The 21,102-nt window shown below is 43.3% G+C and carries 11 protein-coding genes; 7 read left to right on the top strand and 4 right to left on the bottom strand.

What is annotated here, in order from left to right; genetic code table 11:
* Entirely contained in the window at positions 1 to 2,397 is a 2,397-nt protein-coding gene (locus tag BM043_RS06665) for an OmpA family protein (protein WP_245752974.1), read from the top strand.
* Positions 2,398 to 2,451: 54 nt separating this feature from the next.
* On the opposite strand, the gene rluF is transcribed toward BM043_RS06665, so the two are convergent.
* The 3 genes from rluF to BM043_RS06650 all read right to left on the bottom strand — a co-directional run bounded on the left by rluF (position 2,452) and on the right by BM043_RS06650 (position 7,938).
* Positions 2,452 to 3,180, bottom strand: a complete 729-nt coding sequence (gene rluF / locus BM043_RS06660; RefSeq protein WP_092790484.1) for a 23S rRNA pseudouridine(2604) synthase RluF — start codon at positions 3,178 to 3,180, stop codon at positions 2,452 to 2,454.
* A 96-nt stretch (positions 3,181 to 3,276) separates the two neighbouring features.
* Positions 3,277 to 6,525, bottom strand: coding sequence for a WD40/YVTN/BNR-like repeat-containing protein (locus BM043_RS06655; RefSeq protein ID WP_092790054.1), 3,249 nt, complete (start codon positions 6,523 to 6,525; stop codon positions 3,277 to 3,279).
* A gap of 102 nt (positions 6,526 to 6,627) precedes the next feature.
* Positions 6,628 to 7,938, bottom strand: coding sequence for a peptidoglycan DD-metalloendopeptidase family protein (locus tag BM043_RS06650; protein WP_092790052.1), 1,311 nt, complete (start codon positions 7,936 to 7,938; stop codon positions 6,628 to 6,630).
* 298 nt (positions 7,939 to 8,236) lie between these two features.
* Here BM043_RS06650 and aspS point away from each other — a divergent pair, with 298 nt between their 5' ends.
* Positions 8,237 to 9,991, top strand: coding sequence for an aspartate--tRNA ligase (gene aspS / locus BM043_RS06645; RefSeq protein WP_092790050.1), 1,755 nt, complete (start codon positions 8,237 to 8,239; stop codon positions 9,989 to 9,991).
* 315 nt (positions 9,992 to 10,306) lie between these two features.
* On the opposite strand, the gene BM043_RS06640 is transcribed toward aspS, so the two are convergent.
* A complete protein-coding gene (locus tag BM043_RS06640) occupies positions 10,307 to 10,996 on the bottom strand; it encodes a lysoplasmalogenase (protein WP_092790048.1) in 690 nt (229 codons plus the stop codon).
* Positions 10,997 to 11,338: 342 nt separating this feature from the next.
* On the opposite strand from BM043_RS06640, the gene BM043_RS06635 reads away from it, so the two are divergent.
* The 5 genes from BM043_RS06635 (at position 11,339) to BM043_RS06615 (ending at position 21,063) form a co-directional block, all read left to right on the top strand.
* Positions 11,339 to 14,533 (top strand): TonB-dependent receptor, encoded by a 3,195-nt coding sequence (locus BM043_RS06635; protein ID WP_092790046.1) that lies wholly within the window; start codon positions 11,339 to 11,341, stop codon positions 14,531 to 14,533.
* Positions 14,534 to 14,768: 235 nt separating this feature from the next.
* Positions 14,769 to 15,551 (top strand): alpha/beta fold hydrolase, encoded by a 783-nt coding sequence (locus BM043_RS06630; protein WP_092790045.1) that lies wholly within the window; start codon positions 14,769 to 14,771, stop codon positions 15,549 to 15,551.
* A gap of 19 nt (positions 15,552 to 15,570) precedes the next feature.
* Positions 15,571 to 16,656: an efflux RND transporter periplasmic adaptor subunit gene (locus BM043_RS06625; protein WP_092790043.1), complete on the top strand. Its 1,086-nt coding sequence runs from the start codon at positions 15,571 to 15,573 to the stop codon at positions 16,654 to 16,656.
* A gap of 1 nt (position 16,657) precedes the next feature.
* The gene (locus BM043_RS06620; RefSeq protein WP_092790041.1) at positions 16,658 to 19,720 is read left to right on the top strand and encodes an efflux RND transporter permease subunit; all 3,063 of its coding nucleotides are present in this window, start codon (positions 16,658 to 16,660) and stop codon (positions 19,718 to 19,720) included.
* Positions 19,720 to 21,063 (top strand): TolC family protein, encoded by a 1,344-nt coding sequence (locus tag BM043_RS06615; protein WP_092790039.1) that lies wholly within the window; start codon positions 19,720 to 19,722, stop codon positions 21,061 to 21,063. The genes BM043_RS06620 and BM043_RS06615 overlap by 1 nt, the downstream gene beginning before the upstream one ends.
* Positions 21,064 to 21,102: the final 39 nt, after the last annotated feature.

Below are 21,102 nucleotides of genomic sequence, written 5' to 3'. Positions count from 1 at the left end.
ATGAAAAAGACATTGACGATAATAAGTATTTCAGCCAGCTTATTTTTAGGGATAGTTGGGGGAGCCTCAGCGCAGAAGTCCAAAGTTCGCTACGCTGATCAGCAGATGGAGTTGATGAATTATCAACACGCCATCGAGCAGTATAAAGAAGCCTACGCCAAAAAGCCAAGCTATGATGTGGCTAAGAAAGTTGCTGAGGCTTACGATATGGTTAGGGATTATGATCAATCCTATGAATGGTGGTCCAATGTGGTCGCTTATGAAGATGAGGCAGAGCAAAGTGATTTTGCAAATCTGCTCTCCGCGGCACAATTAACGGATAAAAGAGATGAAGCCCTCAGTCTGATTCAGGCAAGAGGTGTATCTGCCGATTCACTGGATGTGGAGGACTTGATTACCGTTTCCTCCAGAAAAAAGGTCAAACTTGAAAACGTTGCTGATCTGAATTCGGAGGCTTCTGATTTTATCATTGAAGAAGATGCTAATGGAAATCAGTTCTTTGTTTCGGATCGAGGCGGTTCCTATTCCAGTGAAATGCCGGGGATCCGGATCGATGGAAGAAACAAGATTTTTAGTGAGGAGAAAAGTGACTATACTGACCGAGAGTATTTCAGTATATATAAGAAAAATGAAGCCGGTGAAGTCACTGAAGTGATGTCAAATGTACCGGGGACCTTTAATTTTTCCGATCCGAGCTATGCAAAAGAAGCAGGAGTGCTTTTCTATTCTGTAACTCGGGATATTAAAAAGGTCAGAAAGACCAGAGACATTACGGTGCAACCTGAAATTTATTACAGTAATGTTAATGAAAATGGAGAGTTGGAAGGATTTACTGCATTTCCATACAATGATTCCCTAAAGCATTCGGTTATGAATCCTTTCGTGGATGAAGAGGCAAAGCGATTGTATTTTGCTTCAGACATGGAGGGTTCTATGGGTGGATACGACATTTTTTACTCCGAATATGACGAGGAGATGAATTTTTCGGCTCCTGTCAATCTTGGAAGTTCTGTGAATACCGACGGAAACGAATCTCATCCTTTCCGAAAAGGAGATAAATTCTATTTCTCATCTACAGGACATCCCCGGGTAGGCGGTATGGACGTTTATATGGCTGACTATACTCCATCTGGAGTTTCCAATGTCCAAAACATGGGAATGCCAATCAACTCCAGTGCGGATGATTTCGGCTACCGTGAAATGGAAGATGGAGAGGTTTACCTTTCTTCCAACAGAAACGGGGGAATGGGTTTGGACGACATCTATTTGATGGAGGAAGTTTATAAGCAGTTTCTTGCTCGCGTGATCGATTGTGAAGGAGTGATTATCAACGATAGCTACATGGCTACCTTGAGAGATGAAACCCAAAACGGAAATGTAGTCACTCAACGAAACCCGAAAGGAGAATTGACAGCAGAACTTGAGCCGGACAGCGACTTCTCGATCAGTATTTCTAAACCTGGTTATTTTACCATCACAGCTGATGATATCTCGACCAAAGGATTTGAAGGGGATACGCTTAAGAAAGAATACAAACTTTCTCCGATTCCTTATCAGCTTCCGGTCTTTGTGGATATTGTTTATTATGACTTGGATAAGTACGTCATCCGTGAAGATGCCAAAGAAGCACTCGATAAAATCGCTGAAGTGATGAAGAAGTACACGTTCCTTGATCTCTTGGTGGCTTCACACACAGATTCCAGAGCTTCGGATGAATACAACATTACCCTGTCTAACAACCGTGCACAAGCGGTAACCGAATACATGGCCCAATACAACATTCCCGCTGATCGGATCAGATTGGAATGGTTTGGCGAGCAGAATCTGGTGAATGATTGTGGAAATGGAGTCCCTTGTCCTGATGTGGATCATCAGCTGAACAGACGGTCTGAATTGGTATTGGAGGCATTTCCTGATCCGACCAAGCAGTATGATATTCCTGAGGAGTTGAAAGATATGGATTTCTGTAAGCCTGAAGATATCTTCGATATGGTTCAGAAAGACATCAACGATATCCCGACGATCTACTTTGACTTTGACAAGTCCATGTTGAGATCGGTACACAAGCAGGATTTGGAGCGGACAGCCATTATGCTAAAGCGCTTGCCGAATCTGATGCTCTTCATCGAAGGACATACTGATCAAAGAGGAGACGATGCCTACAACGAGTCACTTTCCGAGCGAAGAGCCGATGTAGTGAAAGAATATTTGATCAATCGTGGTATCGAAGAAAACCGGATGGAGCACAAGTGGTTTGGAGAAACAAAGCCTATCCATGACTGCAGCACTGGAACCTGTACTGAAGCGATGCACCAATTAAACAGAAGAACAGAGCTTCGTCTGGAAAAAGGATCATTCACCTACACCGGTCGACAGAAAAAAGTAGATACGATGTGATAAGTTTATAGAGTATTAGTATCTGAAAAAGGGCTTCAATCGAAGTCCTTTTTTTTATGCTGTTTTTGAACTACCGGAAATGAGCTCATTAAGCTCTTTTAATTCCGCTGGAGTTAAATCTCTCCACTTTCCCGTAGGAATATCCAATTGAATATTCATAATCCGGACGCGCTTAAGTTGCTTCACGGAGTAGCCAAAATACTGCGTCATCCGGCGGATTTGGCGGTTCATTCCTTCGATCAAAATGATGCGGAATTTGAACTTACTGATTTTCTCGACAGTACATTTTTTGGTGATTTTTCCTAAGATGGGAACCCCACTTGACATGCGCTGAATGAATCGATCATCGATGGGTTTGTCCACCGTGACGATGTATTCCTTTTCGTGGCGATTGCCGGCGCGTAAGATTTTATTGACAATATCTCCTTCGGAAGTGAGAAAAATCAAGCCTTCACTATCCTTATCCAATCTTCCAATGGGAAAAATCCGCTCCGGATGCCCGATAAAATCAATGATATTATCCTTTTCTCCCTTTGTGTCGGTCGTCGATACGATCCCAACAGGCTTGTTGAAAGCAATGTACGTGTGCTTTTGGATAGGCTTACCGACAGCTATTCCATCTACGGCGACCTGATCTCCAGGGGCTACTTTGGTTCCTAATTCAGGAACTTTACCATTGAGGGTAATTCTTCCCTGTTCCAACAGCTTGTCGGCTTCCCTTCTCGAGCAAAAGCCCACCTCACTGAGGTATTTATTGATTCTGATCAGTTGGTCTTTTTCCAAGGCTACAGATTTGATCCCGCAAGTTAAGTTTTCCTCGATGATTGATCTCAACAAATTCAAATGAAAAAGCTCCGGCTATCTACCGGAGCTTTATTATTAATTTGTCAGACCCTTAATGGGTGGAGCACCGATTGTTTTCAGTCGCTGTGCCAGGGATGGAATAGTTTCCTCTATCATCGTTTTGAGCTTAGCAGCAATAGGTTCATGTTCTGTTTTTCCAGCTTCTAAGGCGGATTTTTGCATGCCGGTGGGGCCATAAGTTCCGTAGGCGCCACTGTAAGCAGCCGACATTCTATCGGAAATGGTAGGTGGCATGGGGTCAAAAATTTCTCGTTGTGCCAAGTTTCCATTGAGCTGGGAGTCGAGATTCAATAAAGCCATTTCAGCACTATCCAGGTCTTTTAGAAGCGCTGCATCGACTTTTCCAGATCGGGAAAGTGCCGCCTGCATCGCTTTGATCATTCTCAGGGCTTCTTCCAATGATAGATTAGTTTCCGTGACTTGGTTGAGGAATCCTTGAAGTTCGGCTCTAAAGGATTTGATTTCTTCCAAAGACTTACCCGCCAGTGCGCCCTCTCTCAGCGGTTTCACTTCAAAGCTCACGGGTTCACCAAGAGGGATAATTTCACCGTCTCGCCGTAGTTCCAGTGTGGCCGAATAAGTACCAGGTAGTGCCATCATTCCTCCTCTGTTTCCTTGTCCTATGGATTCAGGATTAATTAAACCTTGGGCTGCGAGGCTCAAATCCCAAGTAGTCCTGTGAAAACCGGATGAGGTATTGGCTTTAACCCGCTGCATAATATTTCCCTGATCATCAGAGATCACCAATTGTATTTCTGGACTTTTCTCCCGCATCTCTTCCTCCAAAGCTTCAAATCCCGGGAAGGGGATGGACTCATCTTTCATTTCAGCTTCATTTTTCTGCCGTTCAGATTTTGCCGTGGTCAATCCCTCTTTGATAAAATAGGAGAACGTAACTCCAAAGTCAGGATTCGGAGCCGTCCAAAAAGCATTTCCCATGCTGCCTTGAGTGTTTCTTTGGACATACCAGTAGCCATCTCTTGGTTTGAAGAGCTTGGCCGATTCATCTAAGGTCGCTTCGGTAATTTCTCTCAAAGGACTCATATCATCCAAGATGAAAAATCCTCTACCAAATGATGCCCCCACCAAATCGTTTTCTCTTCGTTGGATCGTAATGTCCCGGAATGATATAGTCGGAACTCCACCCGGCAGTTTGATCCATTCCTTACCGGAGTTTGGAGTGAAATAAATTCCAAATTCAGTAGCCAAAAACAAGAGCTCCTTTTTGACGTGATCTTGAACTATCCGCCAAGTCAATAAGGTCGAAGGAAGATTTCCGTTGATCAAGGTCCAGGTTTTTCCCGCGTCTAAGCTTTTGGCCACATAGGGTTTAAAGTCCCCTTCTTTGTGATTGTCCAATACCACATAGACTGTTTGCTCATCAAAAAGATCAGCTCGGATATCATTGACAAAAGCATTGGCCGGAACTCCCGGAATACTTCCTACTTCTACTGCCGTCCAGTTTTCTCCTCCGTCTGTGGTGGACTGAATCAATCCATCATCCGTTCCGGCGTATAAAATCTCAGGATTGATCGGGGACTCTCCCAAAGAAGTGATGGTACTGAAATTTGACATGGCATAAACATCCCAGGCATTATCCCAACTTTGGTTTTTCCCCATAATCGGTTGCTCCAACCGTTCTTTTTTCTTGGTCAAATCCTCAGAAATGGCTTCCCAGGAATCACCTCGGTCAGTGGATTTCCAAACCCGATGGGAGGCAAAATAAATCGTACTTGGGACATGTTGACTGGGTAAAATGGGAGCATCCCAGTTAAACCGCTCTTCTCCCTCACCGGCTGCAGGCTGAGGTTGAATGAATACCGATTCACCGGAGATTCTATCCAATCGATTGAGGTATCCCTGCTGAGATTCGGCGTAACCTATTTCCGGATTTCCAGGCTCGATGGCAGACTGATGGCCATCGCCCCCGAGTACACGGGACCAGTGTCCATTAGAGATTCCAATCTGATCATCGGTTCGGGAAGGGCCGCCGTGTGAGCCATTATCCTGAGTTCCTCCGTAGATATTGTAAAATGGTTCGGTATCATCTACGGCCAGCTTATAATATTGGGTGATGGGTAAATTATCGAAGTACTTCCAAGTTTTAGTTCCATCCATCGTTTGATAAATTCCACCATCTGTCCCCAAAAGCAAAAAATCCGGCTCATCTTCGATGAAATTCAGGGAATGGCTATCCGAGTGAGTAGAAGTGGTATTGAGTAGTCCGAAGGTTTTTCCATGATCATAAGAAACTTGCATTCGTACATCGATCAGGTAAATCGTCCCAAAGTCATGGGGAGAAGCATACACTTCTTGATAATAATGCGGGCCTGTGGCGCCTGCAACCGCATCTGACATTTTTTCCCAAGAGGCTCCTTGGTCTTTGGTCAAGAAAACTCCTCCTGTTCTTCTGATCAACTCAATAGTTGCATAGATATAATCAGGATTTTGTGGACTGATTGCCAAACCGATTTTGCCAGTGACTCCACCAGGAAGTCCATTTTTAAGCTGGGTCCAGGTTTTTCCACCATCAGTGGATTTATGAACTCCCCCTTTTTCTCCTCCGCCCATGTAGGCAGCAACGGTCCGATGTCTTTGCCAGGTTGCGGCATAAATCACTTCTGGATTTCTCGGATCAATTACAATATCGGCCACTCCGGTCCATTCCTCATCTCCCAAGGTTTTTTCCCAGGTTTTTCCGCCGTCTTCTGATCGATAAAATCCCCGGTCTCCTCCCTTATTCCAAAGCGGACCCTGCGAAGCCACATAGATAATGTTTGAATCAGTCGGGTGAACGATGATTTTGCCGATATGCTGGGAATCCTTCAGTCCCATATTTTGCCAAGTGGCTCCGCCATCCTCACTCAGGTACACTCCATCTCCAAAAGAAATGTGCCTACCTCCATTATTTTCACCAGTTCCTACCCAGACTCTATTTGGGTTACTTGGGTCAATAGTGACACAGCCTGTGGCAAAGACCGGCTGATCATCAAAAATGGGAGTCCAGGTGGTTCCTGCATTGATTGTCTTCCAAACTCCACTTGATGCGGTAGCCACGTACCAGATATTTCGATTGTCCGGATGAATAGCAATGTCCGCTATCCTACCTGAGGTAAAAGCTGGACCAATATTTCTAAACTTAAAAGCCGAAAAATCCTGTTTTGCTAAATTAGAACCCTCGGCAGGGCTTGTTCTTTTTTGGGCATGAATGGAAAAGCTTAGCAAAAGCATCATCATCCAAAGTCCCATGGATTTTATTCTCATAGTTGAAAGATTTGGTGGTTGAATAGGAAAGATAAAAAAAGAAGCTGAATATTGATAAGACGTTCAGCTTCTTTATAATGAGGATATTATAGGGATTGTGCGCTATTCACTGGATTCGACCGAAATCATAGCTTCTTTTTGGGCTACCAGCTCAGGAGTTTCTCCCGGTATCATAATCGCAGCTAAAAGTTTGAGTGATTCTGCTTTTTTGTCTTCAAAAGCCATTCTGTTTTGAGGAAGAATCGGTTCGGATGGTGGAATTTTTTCTTTTAACCAGTCCTCTTGTCTGCCATTTTTCCAAAAGCGGAAGCATAAGTGAGGACCAGTTGCCAATCCGGTGCTTCCCACGTAACCGATCACTTGTCCTTGTCTAACGCGAGTACCTGGTCTGATTCCTTTTCCGATTTTTGACATGTGAAGGTACTGAGTAGTGTAGGTACCGTTATGTTTGATTTTAACATAATTGCCATTGGCAGAGGTATATCTAGCCTCGACCACCGTACCATCTCCCACGGATCGAATATCTGTGCCAGTTGGCGCGGCATAATCAGTTCCCAAGTGGGCTTTGTATCGTTTTTGGACGGGATGAAAGCGGCGAAGACTATATCGCGAGCTGATACGGGAATATTTTAAAGGGTCTCTCAAAAAAGCTTTTTTCAAACTTTCGCCATGCTGATCAAAAAAGTTTAACTCTCCATTTTGCTCAAATGGAATCGCATGATAAGGCTCACCCATGTGCTCAAAGTAAGCTAATTTGATGTCGGTGATTCCTACGACCTCTCCATCAATCAATTTTTCTTCAAACTGAACTTTGAATTTATCTCCTTTTTGCAAGCGCTGAAAGTCAACCGACCACCCGTAAAGGTCCGCAAACAAGTCAATCAAGTCCGGGCCGATTCCCTGCTTAACCATATCTACATAAAGTGATGTTTCGATAACTCCTCCAGCTTCCCGAGTTCGGTATTCCGCGGGCTTTTCTGCTTTGTAGATTTCCAGACTGTCCAAATCAAATACCACGTATTCGGCAGGATTGGGCTCGTAGATAAAAAATCGTGCAGGCACACTGTCACCTGAGGTCAAAACCGTAAATTTTTTATTGGTGGCAATCCCCCGTACATCAAACACCTCCTTTGATTTTTTGGCAATGGCATCAATAATCTGATAAGGAACATTGAAGGGGCTTAAAATGGAGGCTAGCGTTTGGTTTTTATTGACAGTTCCCTCTACGATATTGAGTCCGGTGACATTTATTCCGTATAAAAAGGCGTCGGTGGAGGCGGTTTCCGGGATACTATCCGATTCGGAAAGCGCTTCTAACTTGGAATTATCTGAAGAAAATGGGCGGTTTTGAAACAGAAAAATTGCGGCAGCTACTCCAACTAAAGCAAGCATGCCAATCCATTTCTTTTTCATTCTTGGGTTAAGTTTTTGTAGGGTGATTACTGTTAAGCCTTAAATCAAGTCAAAAACTCACTTTTATGCAAGTTTTCAGACGGATTGACTCCACTTTGTTTCAATTTTTATACCGATTTAACAGGATTAATGAAAATAGGGTCGAGTTGTATAATTTTTTATTGACTTAGTAAAATAAACGCCAATAGATCCAAAATCTTGCATTGATTCTGGACATTTTCCATGAATCTTTCAAAGAATCATGGAGAACTCCCTCCCATTTATTTATCTTTGACCTCCCAAAAAATCAAATTAAATCATGCTGAGAACGCATACTTGTGGCGAATTGCGCCTAGACCATATCAATCAACACGTAACCTTGGCCGGCTGGGTACAGCGAGTCAGAAATAAAGGAGGCCTGATCTGGGTCGATTTGCGTGATCGGTATGGCGTGACTCAATTGATTTTTGAAGAAGGATCGACCGACAAGGAGCTTTTGGAAAAGGCTTCTCAACTGGGTCGTGAATTTGTCGTGCAAGCCTCGGGAAAAGTCATCGAACGAACCTCGAAAAATGATAAAATCCCGACTGGTCATATTGAAATCAAGGCCGAATCCATTGAAGTTTTGAATGCAGCCAAAGTTCCTCCTTTTATCATCGAAGATGAAACGGACGGTGGAGATGAACTCCGCATGAAATATCGATACTTGGACTTGAGGAGAAATGTCGTTCGCGAAAAGCTCCAACTCCGTCACCGCATGATGCAGGAGACGCGCCGATATATGGATGCAGAGCAATTTATCGAAGTGGAAACTCCGGTTTTGATCAAATCTACCCCTGAAGGAGCGCGGGATTTTGTCGTTCCAAGTCGAGTAAATCCCGGAGAGTTTTATGCCCTTCCTCAATCCCCACAGACCTTTAAGCAATTGCTGATGGTGTCTGGGTTTGACCGGTATTTTCAGATTGTCAAATGCTTCAGAGATGAAGATCTCCGAGCGGATCGTCAGCCGGAATTTACTCAGATAGACTGCGAAATGTCATTTGTGGATCAGGAAGATATTTTATCCACCTTCGAAGGGCTAACTAAGCACCTATTTAAAACCGTCAAAGGAGTGGAACTTGAGGAGGTCAAGCGAATGACCTATGCCGATGCCATGAAGTTTTATGGCAATGATAAGCCGGACCTTCGGTTTGATATGAAATTTGTCGAGCTGAATGATTTGGCAAAAGGAAAAGGATTTGGAATTTTTGATTCGGCAGAGTTGGTCGTGGGCATCTGCGCCAAAGGTGCAGCTGAATATACCCGTAAGCAACTGGATGCCTTGACCGAGTGGGTGAAGCGACCACAAATCGGTGCCAAAGGACTCGTGTATGTCAAATACAATTCCGATGGCAGTTTGAAATCTACCGTAGACAAATTTTATTCTTCGGAAGATCTCAGCCAATGGGCAGAGGCATTTCACGCAGCCCCGGGAGATTTGATGTTGGTATTAAGTGGAGAAGAAAATAAAGTACGCAAGCAGCTATCTGAACTCCGCCTGAAGATGGGCGAGGAGCTCGGATTGCGGGATCGGAATGTATTTAAGCCACTTTGGGTGGTAGATTTCCCATTGTTGGAATGGGATGAGGAGACCGAGCGATTCCATGCCATGCACCATCCTTTTACTTCTCCAAAGCGGGAGGATATTCCACTTTTGGAAACCAAACCAGGAGCTGTTCGGGCCAATGCTTACGATTTGGTCATCAACGGAGTGGAGATTGGTGGTGGTTCTATTCGAATTCATGATCGGCCTACGCAGCAGTTGATGTTTAAGCATCTTGGATTTACGGAAGAGGAAGCGCAGAAGCAATTCGGGTTTTTGATGGAAGCCTTCGAATACGGAGCGCCACCGCACGGAGGGATTGCCTTTGGTTTTGACCGTCTATGTGCCATTTTTGGCGGTTCCGATTCCATTCGGGATTACATCGCCTTCCCAAAAAATAATTCGGGTCGCGATGTGATGATTGATTCTCCCAGCAGCATCGCCGATGATCAGTTGGAGGAACTCTCCATTCGAGTGCAATTGAAAAAGTAAATCAAAAGAAGAGGCTATCTCAAAAGTGAAGTTTGTCGCATTCAGCACTTGAGACGAGAGTATCGACATCGAAATGTGGTCCAAAACGATAGAAATAAGTTTCGACTCTGCTACCAATGTCGGATTTTGGTTGCAGTCAGGCTGAGCGTAGTCGAAGCCCTATCTTCTTGTATTTTGAAACATTGCACTTCGACTTCGCTCAGTGTGACCACGATCATACTTCAAATGAAAATTACCGTCATTTCCTTTTTGTATGTTGGATGAATATTTCAGTCTCAGGCTGACATTAGAGCGATTTATGAGACAACCCCTTTTTTATTGGGGCCTAATTAAATGAGATCGGATTCCCATCACAATCAAAAGCTGAGCTGTAGCATAGGTTCCCATGATCAACACTCCGGACTCAGGGAAATCCTGATAAAATCGGCTAATCGCTATGATTCCATCGGAAATAAAAAAGAGCAATGCTCCGATAAATACCTGCCAAAAGGATTCTGAATTGCATCTTTTGAAGCGCTCTCTTGCGGTAGTGACCATACTTACGATTACAATAATATAGGCAATCACCGGAAATTTCATGACACCTAAATTGGGGTTGATCAGATAAAAAACGAAGGCGGCAGAGATATAAATCGGCATATTGAAAAAGAAAAGTCTTACAAAATTGACTCCCAAAACTCTACCGGGAGTTTTTTGTGCGATTTTAAAAGCGATGATATAGCAGGCATGGGCAAGGAAAAAGGCTCCTAATCCATAAATGAAAAGATGATCCCAAAGTAATAGAATATCTCCGATCAAGGAAAAAATCAAAGCCCCCATGACAGACTTGGAAAGCAGAGTCCAAGAAATCGGCCGAGTGATCTGATAAAAATACCCAATCAAACTCAATAAGATCAGCGGTTTAGAGAAAAATCGATAGGAATTTAAGCCTTCGATTAAAAAAGTCATGTCCAACATAGTCACCAACAGAAACAAATAAAGCCAGAGAATATTCTTTTTTTTCAAAACGTAGATTATTTGGGTGGAGGGATAATTATATAGACAATGATTTTTTAAATGTAAAACGACAAAAAACAATTTTGTTTTTCGGAGATTTACACAATTCTATTTTTCAATGATTTTGGAATTAAATCTATGAAAAGTGAAATTTAACCAAATTAAAACTATTCCTGAAAGATGATTTTTGCTGGGGAATGAAATTTTATTGGGTGGTTAATGTTAAGTTTCTGTTAAAAATTGTGAAATTAGCGGCTTGAAAATTAACCTAGAGTACCCCAAAAAACCTTTGTTGTGGCTTACCTTTGCCATCGAATTTATTTCAAAACCAACTTTACAAAAACAAAAATTATGAGGCAAAATTTACTCAGAAACTTGTTGACAATGATGCTCGTCGTGCTTAGCACGGGCTGGGCCATGTCACAGGGTGTAACTACGTCCAGTATGAACGGGACGGTAGTGGATGAAACTGGTGCTGCCCTTCCGGGAGCAAACGTAGTTGCGACGCATACGCCGTCAGGTACTCGCTATGGCGCGGTGACAAACTTGGATGGAAGATATTCTATTCCTGGAATGAGAATCGGTGGTCCTTACACAGTAGTGGCTTCATTTATTGGATATGAATCTCAGACCTCTGAAGGCATCGTGTTGAGCTTAGGAAATACTTCTACAGTCAATTTTGCGATGAGAGATTCTGATTCAACTTTGGAAGAAATCGTCGTTACTGCTGCTGAGAATGCAACCTTTAATCCTGATCGTACTGGCGCAGCTACGAACATCGGAGATAAGGAGCTTTCTAACCTTCCTTCTATTTCTAGAAGTTTGAATGACTTTACGCGATTGACTCCTCAGGCATCTACTGCCGGTAGCGGGATTTCCTTCGCAGGACAAAATAACCGATACAATCAATTTGCTATCGACGGAACAGTAAACAATGACGTGTTTGGTCTTGCTTCCAGCGGAACAAACGGTGGTCAAACGGGTGTAAACCCTATTTCACTCGATGCGATTGAAGAAGTACAAGTCGTACTTGCTCCTTATGACGTCCGACTTGGAGGTTTTACAGGAGGGGGTATCAATGCTGTAACTCGCTCAGGTACAAACAGCTTTGAAGGATCTGTTTTTTACTTCAGAAATGATCAAGATCTAGTAGGTAAAAGCCCGAATGAATCTCGAACCAAGTTGGACGACTACTTGGATTATCAGACAGGTTTTAGATTGGGTGGTCCAATCATTAAGAACAAATTGTTCTTCTTTGCCAATGGCGAAGTGACTAGAAACTCCCAGCCCGTATTGTTTGACCCAACCAGCCCTGCAGGTGGATCAAATATCACTGTAGATGAATTGGAGAGAGTAGAAAGCGTAGCAAATCGTCTTGGATACGATCCTGGGGAGTTTGGAGCTTTCAGCAGAAGCTTAAGTTCAGAAAAGATTTTTGCAAGATTGGACTGGAATGTGAACGATAAGAACAAAGTAACTCTTCGTCATTCTTATGTAAATGCTGAGCAAATCAGTATTTCTAGAAGTCCAAACAGTGTGAACTTCTTCAATAGAGGAATCTTCTTCCCTTCAGAAACCAATTCCAGTGTATTGGAGTGGACATCAAGACTAAACAACAATATGTCCAATGAACTTCGAATTGGATATACTTCTGTAAGAGATGACAGAGATCCTTTGGGAAGTCCTTTCCCTGCTGTCACTGTTAGACTTTCTGGTGGACGATCTATCAATTTGGGATCTGAGCCTTTCTCGGTAGCGAATCAGCTTGATCAGGATGTGTTGACTATTACCAACAACTTGACTATCTTCAAAGGAAAGCATACCTATACTTTTGGTACGCACAATGAGTTTTACTCTACGTACAACCTTTTTATCCGTCAAAACTTCGGAGCCTATTCTTACTATAGCTTAGAGGATTTTGAATCTGTCGGAACTGACGCTGAGGTACTTCCAAGAAGCTATGATTACTCCTATTCTAGAACTTCAAATCCACAGCAAGGTGCTGAATTCAATGCTTTCCAGCTTGGATTCTATATTCAGGATGAATATCAGGCGAATCAAAACTTGAAAATAACCGGTGGTTTGAGATTGGATATTCCTTCTTTCAATGATCAGCCAACGGCAAATACTGAATTCAACAATGACTTTGCAGAATTTGGTGTAGCTACTGACCGAGTTCCTGGTGCAAGACCATTGATTTCTCCAAGAGTTGGATTTAACTGGGATGCCAAAGGTGACCAGACTATGCAGCTTAGAGGTGGAGTTGGTGTATTTACCGGCCGAGTTCCTTTCGTTTGGATTTCTAATCAATACACAAACACTGGTAATGAGTTTGGTCGAGTATCACTTTTCAGAAGCAATCCTGAATCAGCAGGTGACTACCCTGATGGATTTACGTTTACTCCAGATCCAGCAGGTCAGCCTGATGCAGCTGATGTAAACAAGCCTTTGGGTATTTCTGAAATCAACGTAACTGATCCTGATTTCAACTTCCCACAGGTATTTAGAGCCAATGCGGCAATTGATAAAGTTTTACCAGGTGGTGTAATCGGTACTTTTGAGGCTATCTATACCAAAAACCTCAATAATATTGACTACCGTAACCTAAACAAACTAGAGGACGGAAACTTATCAGGTGCTGATGATCGTGTATTCTTCAATAGAAATTTTGCTAACGAGAATTACAATGACGTCATCTTCTTGACAAACACAAACAAAGGTAGTTCCTACAACTTGACTGCTCAGTTAAGAAAGAATTTTGAGAGTGGACTTAATGTCTCAGTAGCTTATACTTATGGTCAGTCAAAAGATGTAAACGGTGGAACTTCCAGCCAGGCATTCTCTAACTGGAGATTTGTGGAAAACGTAAACGGAGCAAATAACACCGAACTTGGATTTGCTGACTTTGATGTGAGATCTCGATTGATCGCCAGCTTCGGTTACACATTCAACTACGAAAATGGATCATCCACCAGCATCTCCGGTTTCTACAACGGTCAGTCTGGTATTCCTTTCTCTTATGTAGTTAATGGTGACTTGAACAATGATAGAACATTCGGTAACGACTTATTCTACATTCCTGCTTCAAGAAACGAGATCGAATTTGTCGGTACTCCAGCGGAGCAGGAAGCTCAGTGGAATGCCTTGAACGAATACATCGAAAACGATGATTATTTGAGCAAAAATCGTGGAAATTACGCTGAAAGAAACGGAGCTAGACTTCCTTGGACCAACCAGCTAGATTTGAGATTGATGCATGAGTTTTTGTTGAATACTACCAATGATGATGTTCAGCACAGATTGCAATTGACTTTCGATATGTTCAACATCGGAAACTTGATCAGCCCAGAGTGGGGAAGACAATACGGTATTAGCAACAACGCTTTCCAAGTCATAGACTTGGACGAAGTACAAGTAAATGGATCTACTCGCACACCAGTTTATGAATACACTGGAAGAGGTCTGAATGACGGAAATCCTTACTTCGTATCTGACTTCCTTTCTAGATGGAGAGGCCAAATCGGTATTCGATACATCTTTGATTAATCCATCTTAGATCAATCAAAAAAATCAACTTCAAAACTGCCCCGGAATTTCCGGGGCAGCTTTTTTTATAGGGGTCAGCCCACTCTATTTTGTCAAAAAGATACATTAACAATCCCGCTAATTTTCCATTGATCGATTACATTTGCCTCCAGTATCTTTTCTAGGACAATCTTAGGCTTTACCTTTTTATGTTTGTACCGAAGAACCTTTAAATCAATCTTGGAGTTAAGCCTTCATGTTGTATTACAAAGAATTGAAACATCCGCAAAGCACAGAGTGGGTGGTGTTTATTCATGGTGCAGGAGGGAGTTCGGCTGTTTGGTTCAAGCAGCTGAAGGATTTCATGCAGCATTTCAACCTCCTGTTGATTGATTTGAGAGGGCATGGCAAGTCAGCGGATTTGCCGCAGGCTATTTATAAAAAGGAATATACTTTCAAATCCGTGACCCAGGATATCATAGAGGTACTGGATCATTTGAAGATGCCTCCAGCCCACTTTATGGGTGTGTCCTTAGGGACTATTCTTGCCAGACAGTTGGCAGAACTCGAGCCGCAGCGCGTCAAATCTCTCGTCATGGCCGGAGCTGTGACTCGACTCAATGTCAAGTCCAGAGTCTTGGTATTTTTGGGAAATTCTTTCAAAAAGGTGATTCCCTACATGTGGTTATATCGGCTGTTTGCTTTTGTAATCATGCCAAGAAAACAACATGCAGAGTCCAGAAACGTCTTTGTACGAGAGGCGAAAAAGCTTTGCCAAAAGGAATTTATCCGCTGGTTTAAGCTCACAAAAGATATCAATCCGCTATTGCGGTATTTCAAGGAGTCAGATCTTGGGATCCCTACCCTTTATGTGATGGGTGATCAGGATGTGATGTTTTTGGAACCCGTAAGAAATATAGTAAAGAATCATAGACACGCTATCCTTGAAATCCTGGATCGCTGTGGTCATGTAGTCAATGTCGAAAAGCCCCAGGAGTTTAATCAGCTTTCTGTGGCTTTTATCCATAGTAAATCCTGAGTCTCAGCACTTTTCTTTTATGAAAAAACAAACTAAAATCATTCTATTGGTCATCATTGCCATCTTGGTGGCAGGCGCATTCTTTTACCCAAGACTGGATACGCGAAAATCCAATGAAGCTTCAAGCCAGGCTGAAAGCAGTCAAGGCGAAGGGACAACAGAAGATTTGCCCGTAAATGTGGTCAAACTTCAAAAGGAAACACTCCGAAACCAACTTTCGGTGACCGGAACCATAATTCCCAATGAGTCAGTGAATATCCGTACGGAAGTTTCAGGCCTGATCCGAAGAATAGCATTCAGAGAAGGTCAGTATGTGACCAAAGGAACTCCAATTTTATACCTTGACGACGATGAGCTTCAGGCGCAATTCCAGCGGCTGGAATACACCCAAAAGCTTTTTGAATCTCAAGAAAATCGTCAAAAACAATTGTTGGAGCGGGAGGCGATCAGTCAGGAGGAATATGACATTGTGCTCAATGAATTCAATACTACACTTGCAGATATTAAATTAGTCGAGGCGCAGCTTTCCAAGCGAATCATCAGAGCACCGTTTAATGGAGTGCTCGGTCTGCGACAAGTGTCGGAGGGGAGCGTTATCGCACCAACGGATATTATCGCGAGCATCGTAAATCTTGACCCGATAAAAATCGAGTTTTCTATCCCAGAACGATACGCAACCGTTGCCGAAGTGGGATCAAAAATTTACTTCTCCAATGACGCTACTCCTGAAGAGGTGGAGGGAGAGGTATATGCTTTCGAACCGCAAATCGACGCGGCTACCCGGACGCTAAAATTACGGGCCTTGAGTCCTAATAAAGACGGAAAATTTCTTCCGGGAATGTTCGTGAGAATCCGTTTTGTATTGGAAGAAAAAGAAGATGCGTTATTGGTTCCTTCTGAATCAATTATTCCAGAATTGGAAGGCTATAAAGTGTACATCGTAGGAGAAGATGACAAAGTGCAGGAGCGAAAAGTAGAAATAGGCACTCGTACAGATACCCAAGTTCAAATCGTTGATGGATTAAAGGAGGGGGATTTGGTATTGACCACAGGGGTTTTACAAGCTAGGCCGGGAATGGCCGTATCATACACGCAAATCAATTAAGATGGCGAGTTTATCAAGTTTAAGTATTAATAGGCCAGTATTGGCCATCGTGATGTCCCTAGTTATCGTCCTGTTTGGGGCCATTGGGATTTCACTTTTGGGAGTTCGGGAGTTTCCAAGTGTAGATCCTCCAGTGATTAACGTAAGGACAAACTATGTCGGCGCCAATGCCGATGTCATCGAAGCGCAAATTACCGAACCGCTTGAAGAGGCGATTAATGGGATCCAAGGGATCAAATCATTAACCTCTACCAGTAATGATGGCGCTAGTAGTATCACGGTGGAATTTGACGTAGGAGCTAATCTGGAGACAGCGGCCAATGATGTGCGGGACAAAGTTTCCGGTGCTCAGAATAATCTTCCTCCCGATGCGGATCCTCCTGAAGTATCCAAAGCCGATGCGGATTCTCAGCCTATTGTTTTTCTCAATGTCAAGAGTGATGAGCGAAGCCTGCTAGACCTCTCTGATTTGGCCAATAATATATTCAAGGAGCGTTTGCAGACAATTCCCGGTGTCAGCCGAGTTCAGATCTGGGGAGAAAAAGAATATGCCATTCGGCTTCGAATGGACCCGCTCAAAATGGCGTCCTATGGAGTGACACCTTTGGATGTCTTATCCCGGGTACAATCTGAAAATGTAGAGTTGCCTTCGGGAAGAATCGAAGGAGCTACCATTGAGCTTTCTGTGCGAACTAAAAGCCGCTTGAGTTCCCCTCAGGAATTTAATGATCTGATTATTAAAGAGGATCAAAACAACATTGTCAAATTTCAGGATATTGGACAGGCCGAACTCGCTGCGCTAAACGAGCGCACCGTACTCAAACGGGATGGTGTGCCGATGGTTGGTGTGGTTTTGGTTCCACTTCCAGGTTCGAATAGTATTGAAATTGTCGATGAGTTTTATCGGCGATTGGAGTTCATCAAAAAAGATCTCCCCGCGGATGTAGAAACTGAGATCGGTTTTGACTCTACCAAATACATCAGGAGCTCGATTTCTGAAGTGCAGGAAACGATCATAACGGCCTTCATCCTGGTGGTAGCGATTATCTTCCTGTTTTTGAGAGACTGGCGAACGACCTTTATTCCAGTTTTGACTATTCCGATTTCTCTGATCGGGGTGTTTTTCATTATGTACTTGATGGACTTTTCGATCAATGTACTGACCCTGCTCGGAATCGTACTGTCCATCGGACTGGTGGTAGATGATGCCATTGTCGTCTTGGAGAATATTTATGCCCGAATAGAAAAAGGGGAAAAACCTCTCGAAGCTGCTCAAAAAGGATCTGAAGAGATTTTCTTTGCTGTAATTGCTACTACGGTGGCATTGGCAGCGGTATTCTTGCCAGTCATATTTTTGACCGGCACGACGGGTAGACTATTTAGAGAGTTTGGAATCGTGGTGGCAGGATCTGTGATTATTTCCTCATTCGTCGCCTTGACGATGACACCGATGCTCAGCGCAAAATTCTTGAAACGAAGAGAAAAGCATAACTGGTTTTACGAAAAGTCAGAACCCGTATTTGTTTGGCTAAACGATAAGTACGACGAGGTGTTGAGTCGTTTTATGAAAATAAGATGGACAGCCTTTGGTCTGGTGGTTTTGATGGGATTTGGAATTTATTTCCTTTTCAATCAGATCCCGACCGAACTCGCTCCGGTAGAAGATCGCGGTGAAATCCGAATTAATCTATCCGGACCCGAAGGGGCTACTTTTGGCTACATGGATCGAGTGATTGACGAAATGGTGAAAGATTTTCAGGAAACACTTCCCGAGGAAGAATTGGAGGGACAGATTTCTGTGACTTCCCCAGGTTTTGGCACCGCCAGCACCAACTCTGGGTTTAACCGACTTATCCTGACGGATGCCGATCAGCGTTCTCGCTCCCAGCAGGAAATTTTCTCCTTGGTCAATGAAAAACTAAAAAACTACACCTCTGTCCGGGCATTTGCTTCCCAAGCCCAATCTATTGGAGATCGAAGAGGGGGACTTCCCGTCCAATATGTCCTTCAGGCGCCAACTCTGGAAAAGCTCAAAGAGAAGATTCCTGAATTTATGGAAGCGGTCAATTCCAGCGATAAATTCATTTTTGCTGATATCAACTTGAAGTTTACCAAGCCTGAGTTGGAGATTGAAATCGACCGGGACAAAGCCAGAAATATTGGAGTATCTGTCCAGGAAATCGCACGGACCTTGCAGCTTTCCTATTCCGGTCAGCGATTTGCCTATTTCATTATGAATGGTAAGCAATATCAGGTAGTAGGAGAAATGCAGATCGAAGATCGAAATGAGCCGATTAATTTGAGAATGCTTTACGTGCGGGCGGAAAATGGTGAACTTGTCCAATTGGATAATTTGGTCACCGTGGTAGAAAAATCCACTCCTCCCCAGTTGTATCGGTTTAATCGTTTTGTCTCGGCTACCGTCTCGGCAAACCTTGCAGATGGATACACTATTGGTGATGGCTTGGAAGAAATGGACCGAATTTCATCCGAAGTATTGGATGAGTCATTTACCACAGACGTGTCAGGACCTTCCAAAGAATTCAGAGAATCTTCCAACAGTTTGATTTTCGCCTTCATCTTTGCTTTGGTTTTAATCTATTTGGTTCTATCTGCTCAGTTTGAGAGCTTCTTGGATCCGTTGACGATTATGTTTACTGTACCTTTGGCCTTGTTTGGATCTTTGTTTACACTATGGATCTTTGACTTTACCTTAAATATTTTCTCCCAGATTGGTATTATCATGCTGATAGGTTTGGTGACTAAAAACGGGATTCTGATTGTCGAATTTGCCAATCAGCGAAAAGCCCAGGGCATGTCCATTGATGAGGCGATCTTTGGTGCGGCAGTGGCTCGTTTCCGACCGATTTTGATGACTTCCCTTTCTACGATTTTGGGTATTTTGCCGATTGCACTTGGACTAGGAGCAGGAGCCGAAAGCCGCGTTCCGATGGGGGCTGCGGTAATTGGCGGATTGACTTTCGCAACGGTGTTGACTTTATTTATTATCCCTGCCATTTATACGTATCTCACTTCCAAAGAAGGTAGATTAGCCAGAATATAATGAAGAAAATAGCTATTTTGCTCTTTTTGAGCTGCTTGAGTATAAATTTATTTGCCCAAGAAACCGAGTCGCTTAATTTGGAAAGAGCGATTCAGGTTGGCTTGGAAAATAATTTTGATGTAAAAATCGCAGTAGAAAACGTCAAACTTCGTGAAGGAGAAAAAGAAGTTGGGCTTGGTGCAGTGATGCCCATTTTGGACGCGACCTATACTAGAAATTTTTCGAGGGAAGATGTTACGCAGCGATTTGTCAATGACCCTGAGCCCAGACAGATTGACGATGCGAGATCCCGCTCGGAAAACTTTACAGTGGCTGCAATATATGGCTTTCGGCCAGAGGCCGTCGTAGTATTAAAGCGACTCGGACAATTGACGGAAATTTCGCAATTGGAGGCAAAAGTTACGGTGGAGAACACCGTCGCCGCAATTTCGACAGCCTATTATCGCTTGGTACTGGAGCTTCAGCGCTATCGGGTACTTCAAAACACCTTGGAACTAAGTCAAGCCAGGTTGGACATCGCCCAAGCTCAATATGAACTCGGTGGAGCAGGGAAACGTGATTTTTTGACTGCTGAGGTAGATTACAATACGGATTTAAGTCAGCTTCAAAATCAAGAGCAGATCATTCAGGCTGCACGGATCAATTTAAATGAATTGATGGCTTTGGAGCCATCGGCGGATTTTGAAGTCAATGATACGATCACGGTGGGACAGGAGCTTCGCTTATTGGATTTAGAGGAAAATGCTTTCCTCGAAAACAAGCAGTGGCTGGTCACTCAGCGTCAGGAAAATGTCGCCTTTCTTCAGCTGAAAGAATTGCAGGCACAACGACTTCCGGGCTTAAGTCTGAATGCCAATTATGTGGAAAATACCTCCAATTCTGATGCTGGTTTCCTGATCCAAAATCAACGCCAAGGATTGAATTATGGAGGGAATATTTCGATCAATTTGTTTTCCGGTTTCACGCTAAACCGTCGAATCCAGAACGCTCGGGTTCAGCAGCGAATCCAAGGCTATGCTGTGGATCAGTATGAAATCCAGCTAAAATCCGATATTCACCGTGCCTACAACACCTATCAAAACAATCAAAAGCTGCTAGAAATCGAAAAAGATAATTATGCAGTTGCCAAAGAGAGTAGTGAAATCGCCTTGGAACGTTTTAGATTGGGTATTGCTTCCTACCTCGAATTCAGAGATGCTCAGGTGAATCTTCTAACTGCTGAAAACAGACTGATTACCTCTATTTACAACATCAAAGAACAAGAAATTGAATTGATGCGGCTTTCCGGCAAATTATACTTCGATAGTTCTTTTGAGGAGCTGAATCTCCCCGGTAATCAATAAGGAAAAAGGGGTTCTTTCGGGAACCCTTTTTCTTTAGCA

This window comes from Algoriphagus hitonicola, assembly GCF_900113375.1.
Taxonomy (GTDB): Bacteria; Bacteroidota; Bacteroidia; order Cytophagales; family Cyclobacteriaceae; genus Algoriphagus; species Algoriphagus hitonicola.
Note: the sequence above shows the minus strand (reverse complement) of the source record. Positions and strands in the feature narration are given on the sequence as shown.

Excerpts from the sequence above, each read along its gene's own strand:
- BM043_RS06665 (WP_245752974.1), top strand. The coding sequence starts at position 1 with ATGAAAAAGACATTGACGATAATAAGTATTTCAGCCAGCTTATTTTTA.
- BM043_RS06655 (WP_092790054.1), bottom strand. The coding sequence starts at position 6,525 with ATGAGAATAAAATCCATGGGACTTTGGATGATGATGCTTTTGCTAAGC.
- BM043_RS06650 (WP_092790052.1), bottom strand. The coding sequence starts at position 7,938 with ATGAAAAAGAAATGGATTGGCATGCTTGCTTTAGTTGGAGTAGCTGCC.
- aspS (WP_092790050.1), top strand. The coding sequence starts at position 8,237 with ATGCTGAGAACGCATACTTGTGGCGAATTGCGCCTAGACCATATCAAT.
- BM043_RS06635 (WP_092790046.1), top strand. The coding sequence starts at position 11,339 with ATGAGGCAAAATTTACTCAGAAACTTGTTGACAATGATGCTCGTCGTG.
- BM043_RS06630 (WP_092790045.1), top strand. The coding sequence starts at position 14,769 with ATGTTGTATTACAAAGAATTGAAACATCCGCAAAGCACAGAGTGGGTG.
- BM043_RS06625 (WP_092790043.1), top strand. The coding sequence starts at position 15,571 with ATGAAAAAACAAACTAAAATCATTCTATTGGTCATCATTGCCATCTTG.
- BM043_RS06620 (WP_092790041.1), top strand. The coding sequence starts at position 16,658 with ATGGCGAGTTTATCAAGTTTAAGTATTAATAGGCCAGTATTGGCCATC.
- BM043_RS06615 (WP_092790039.1), top strand. The coding sequence starts at position 19,720 with ATGAAGAAAATAGCTATTTTGCTCTTTTTGAGCTGCTTGAGTATAAAT.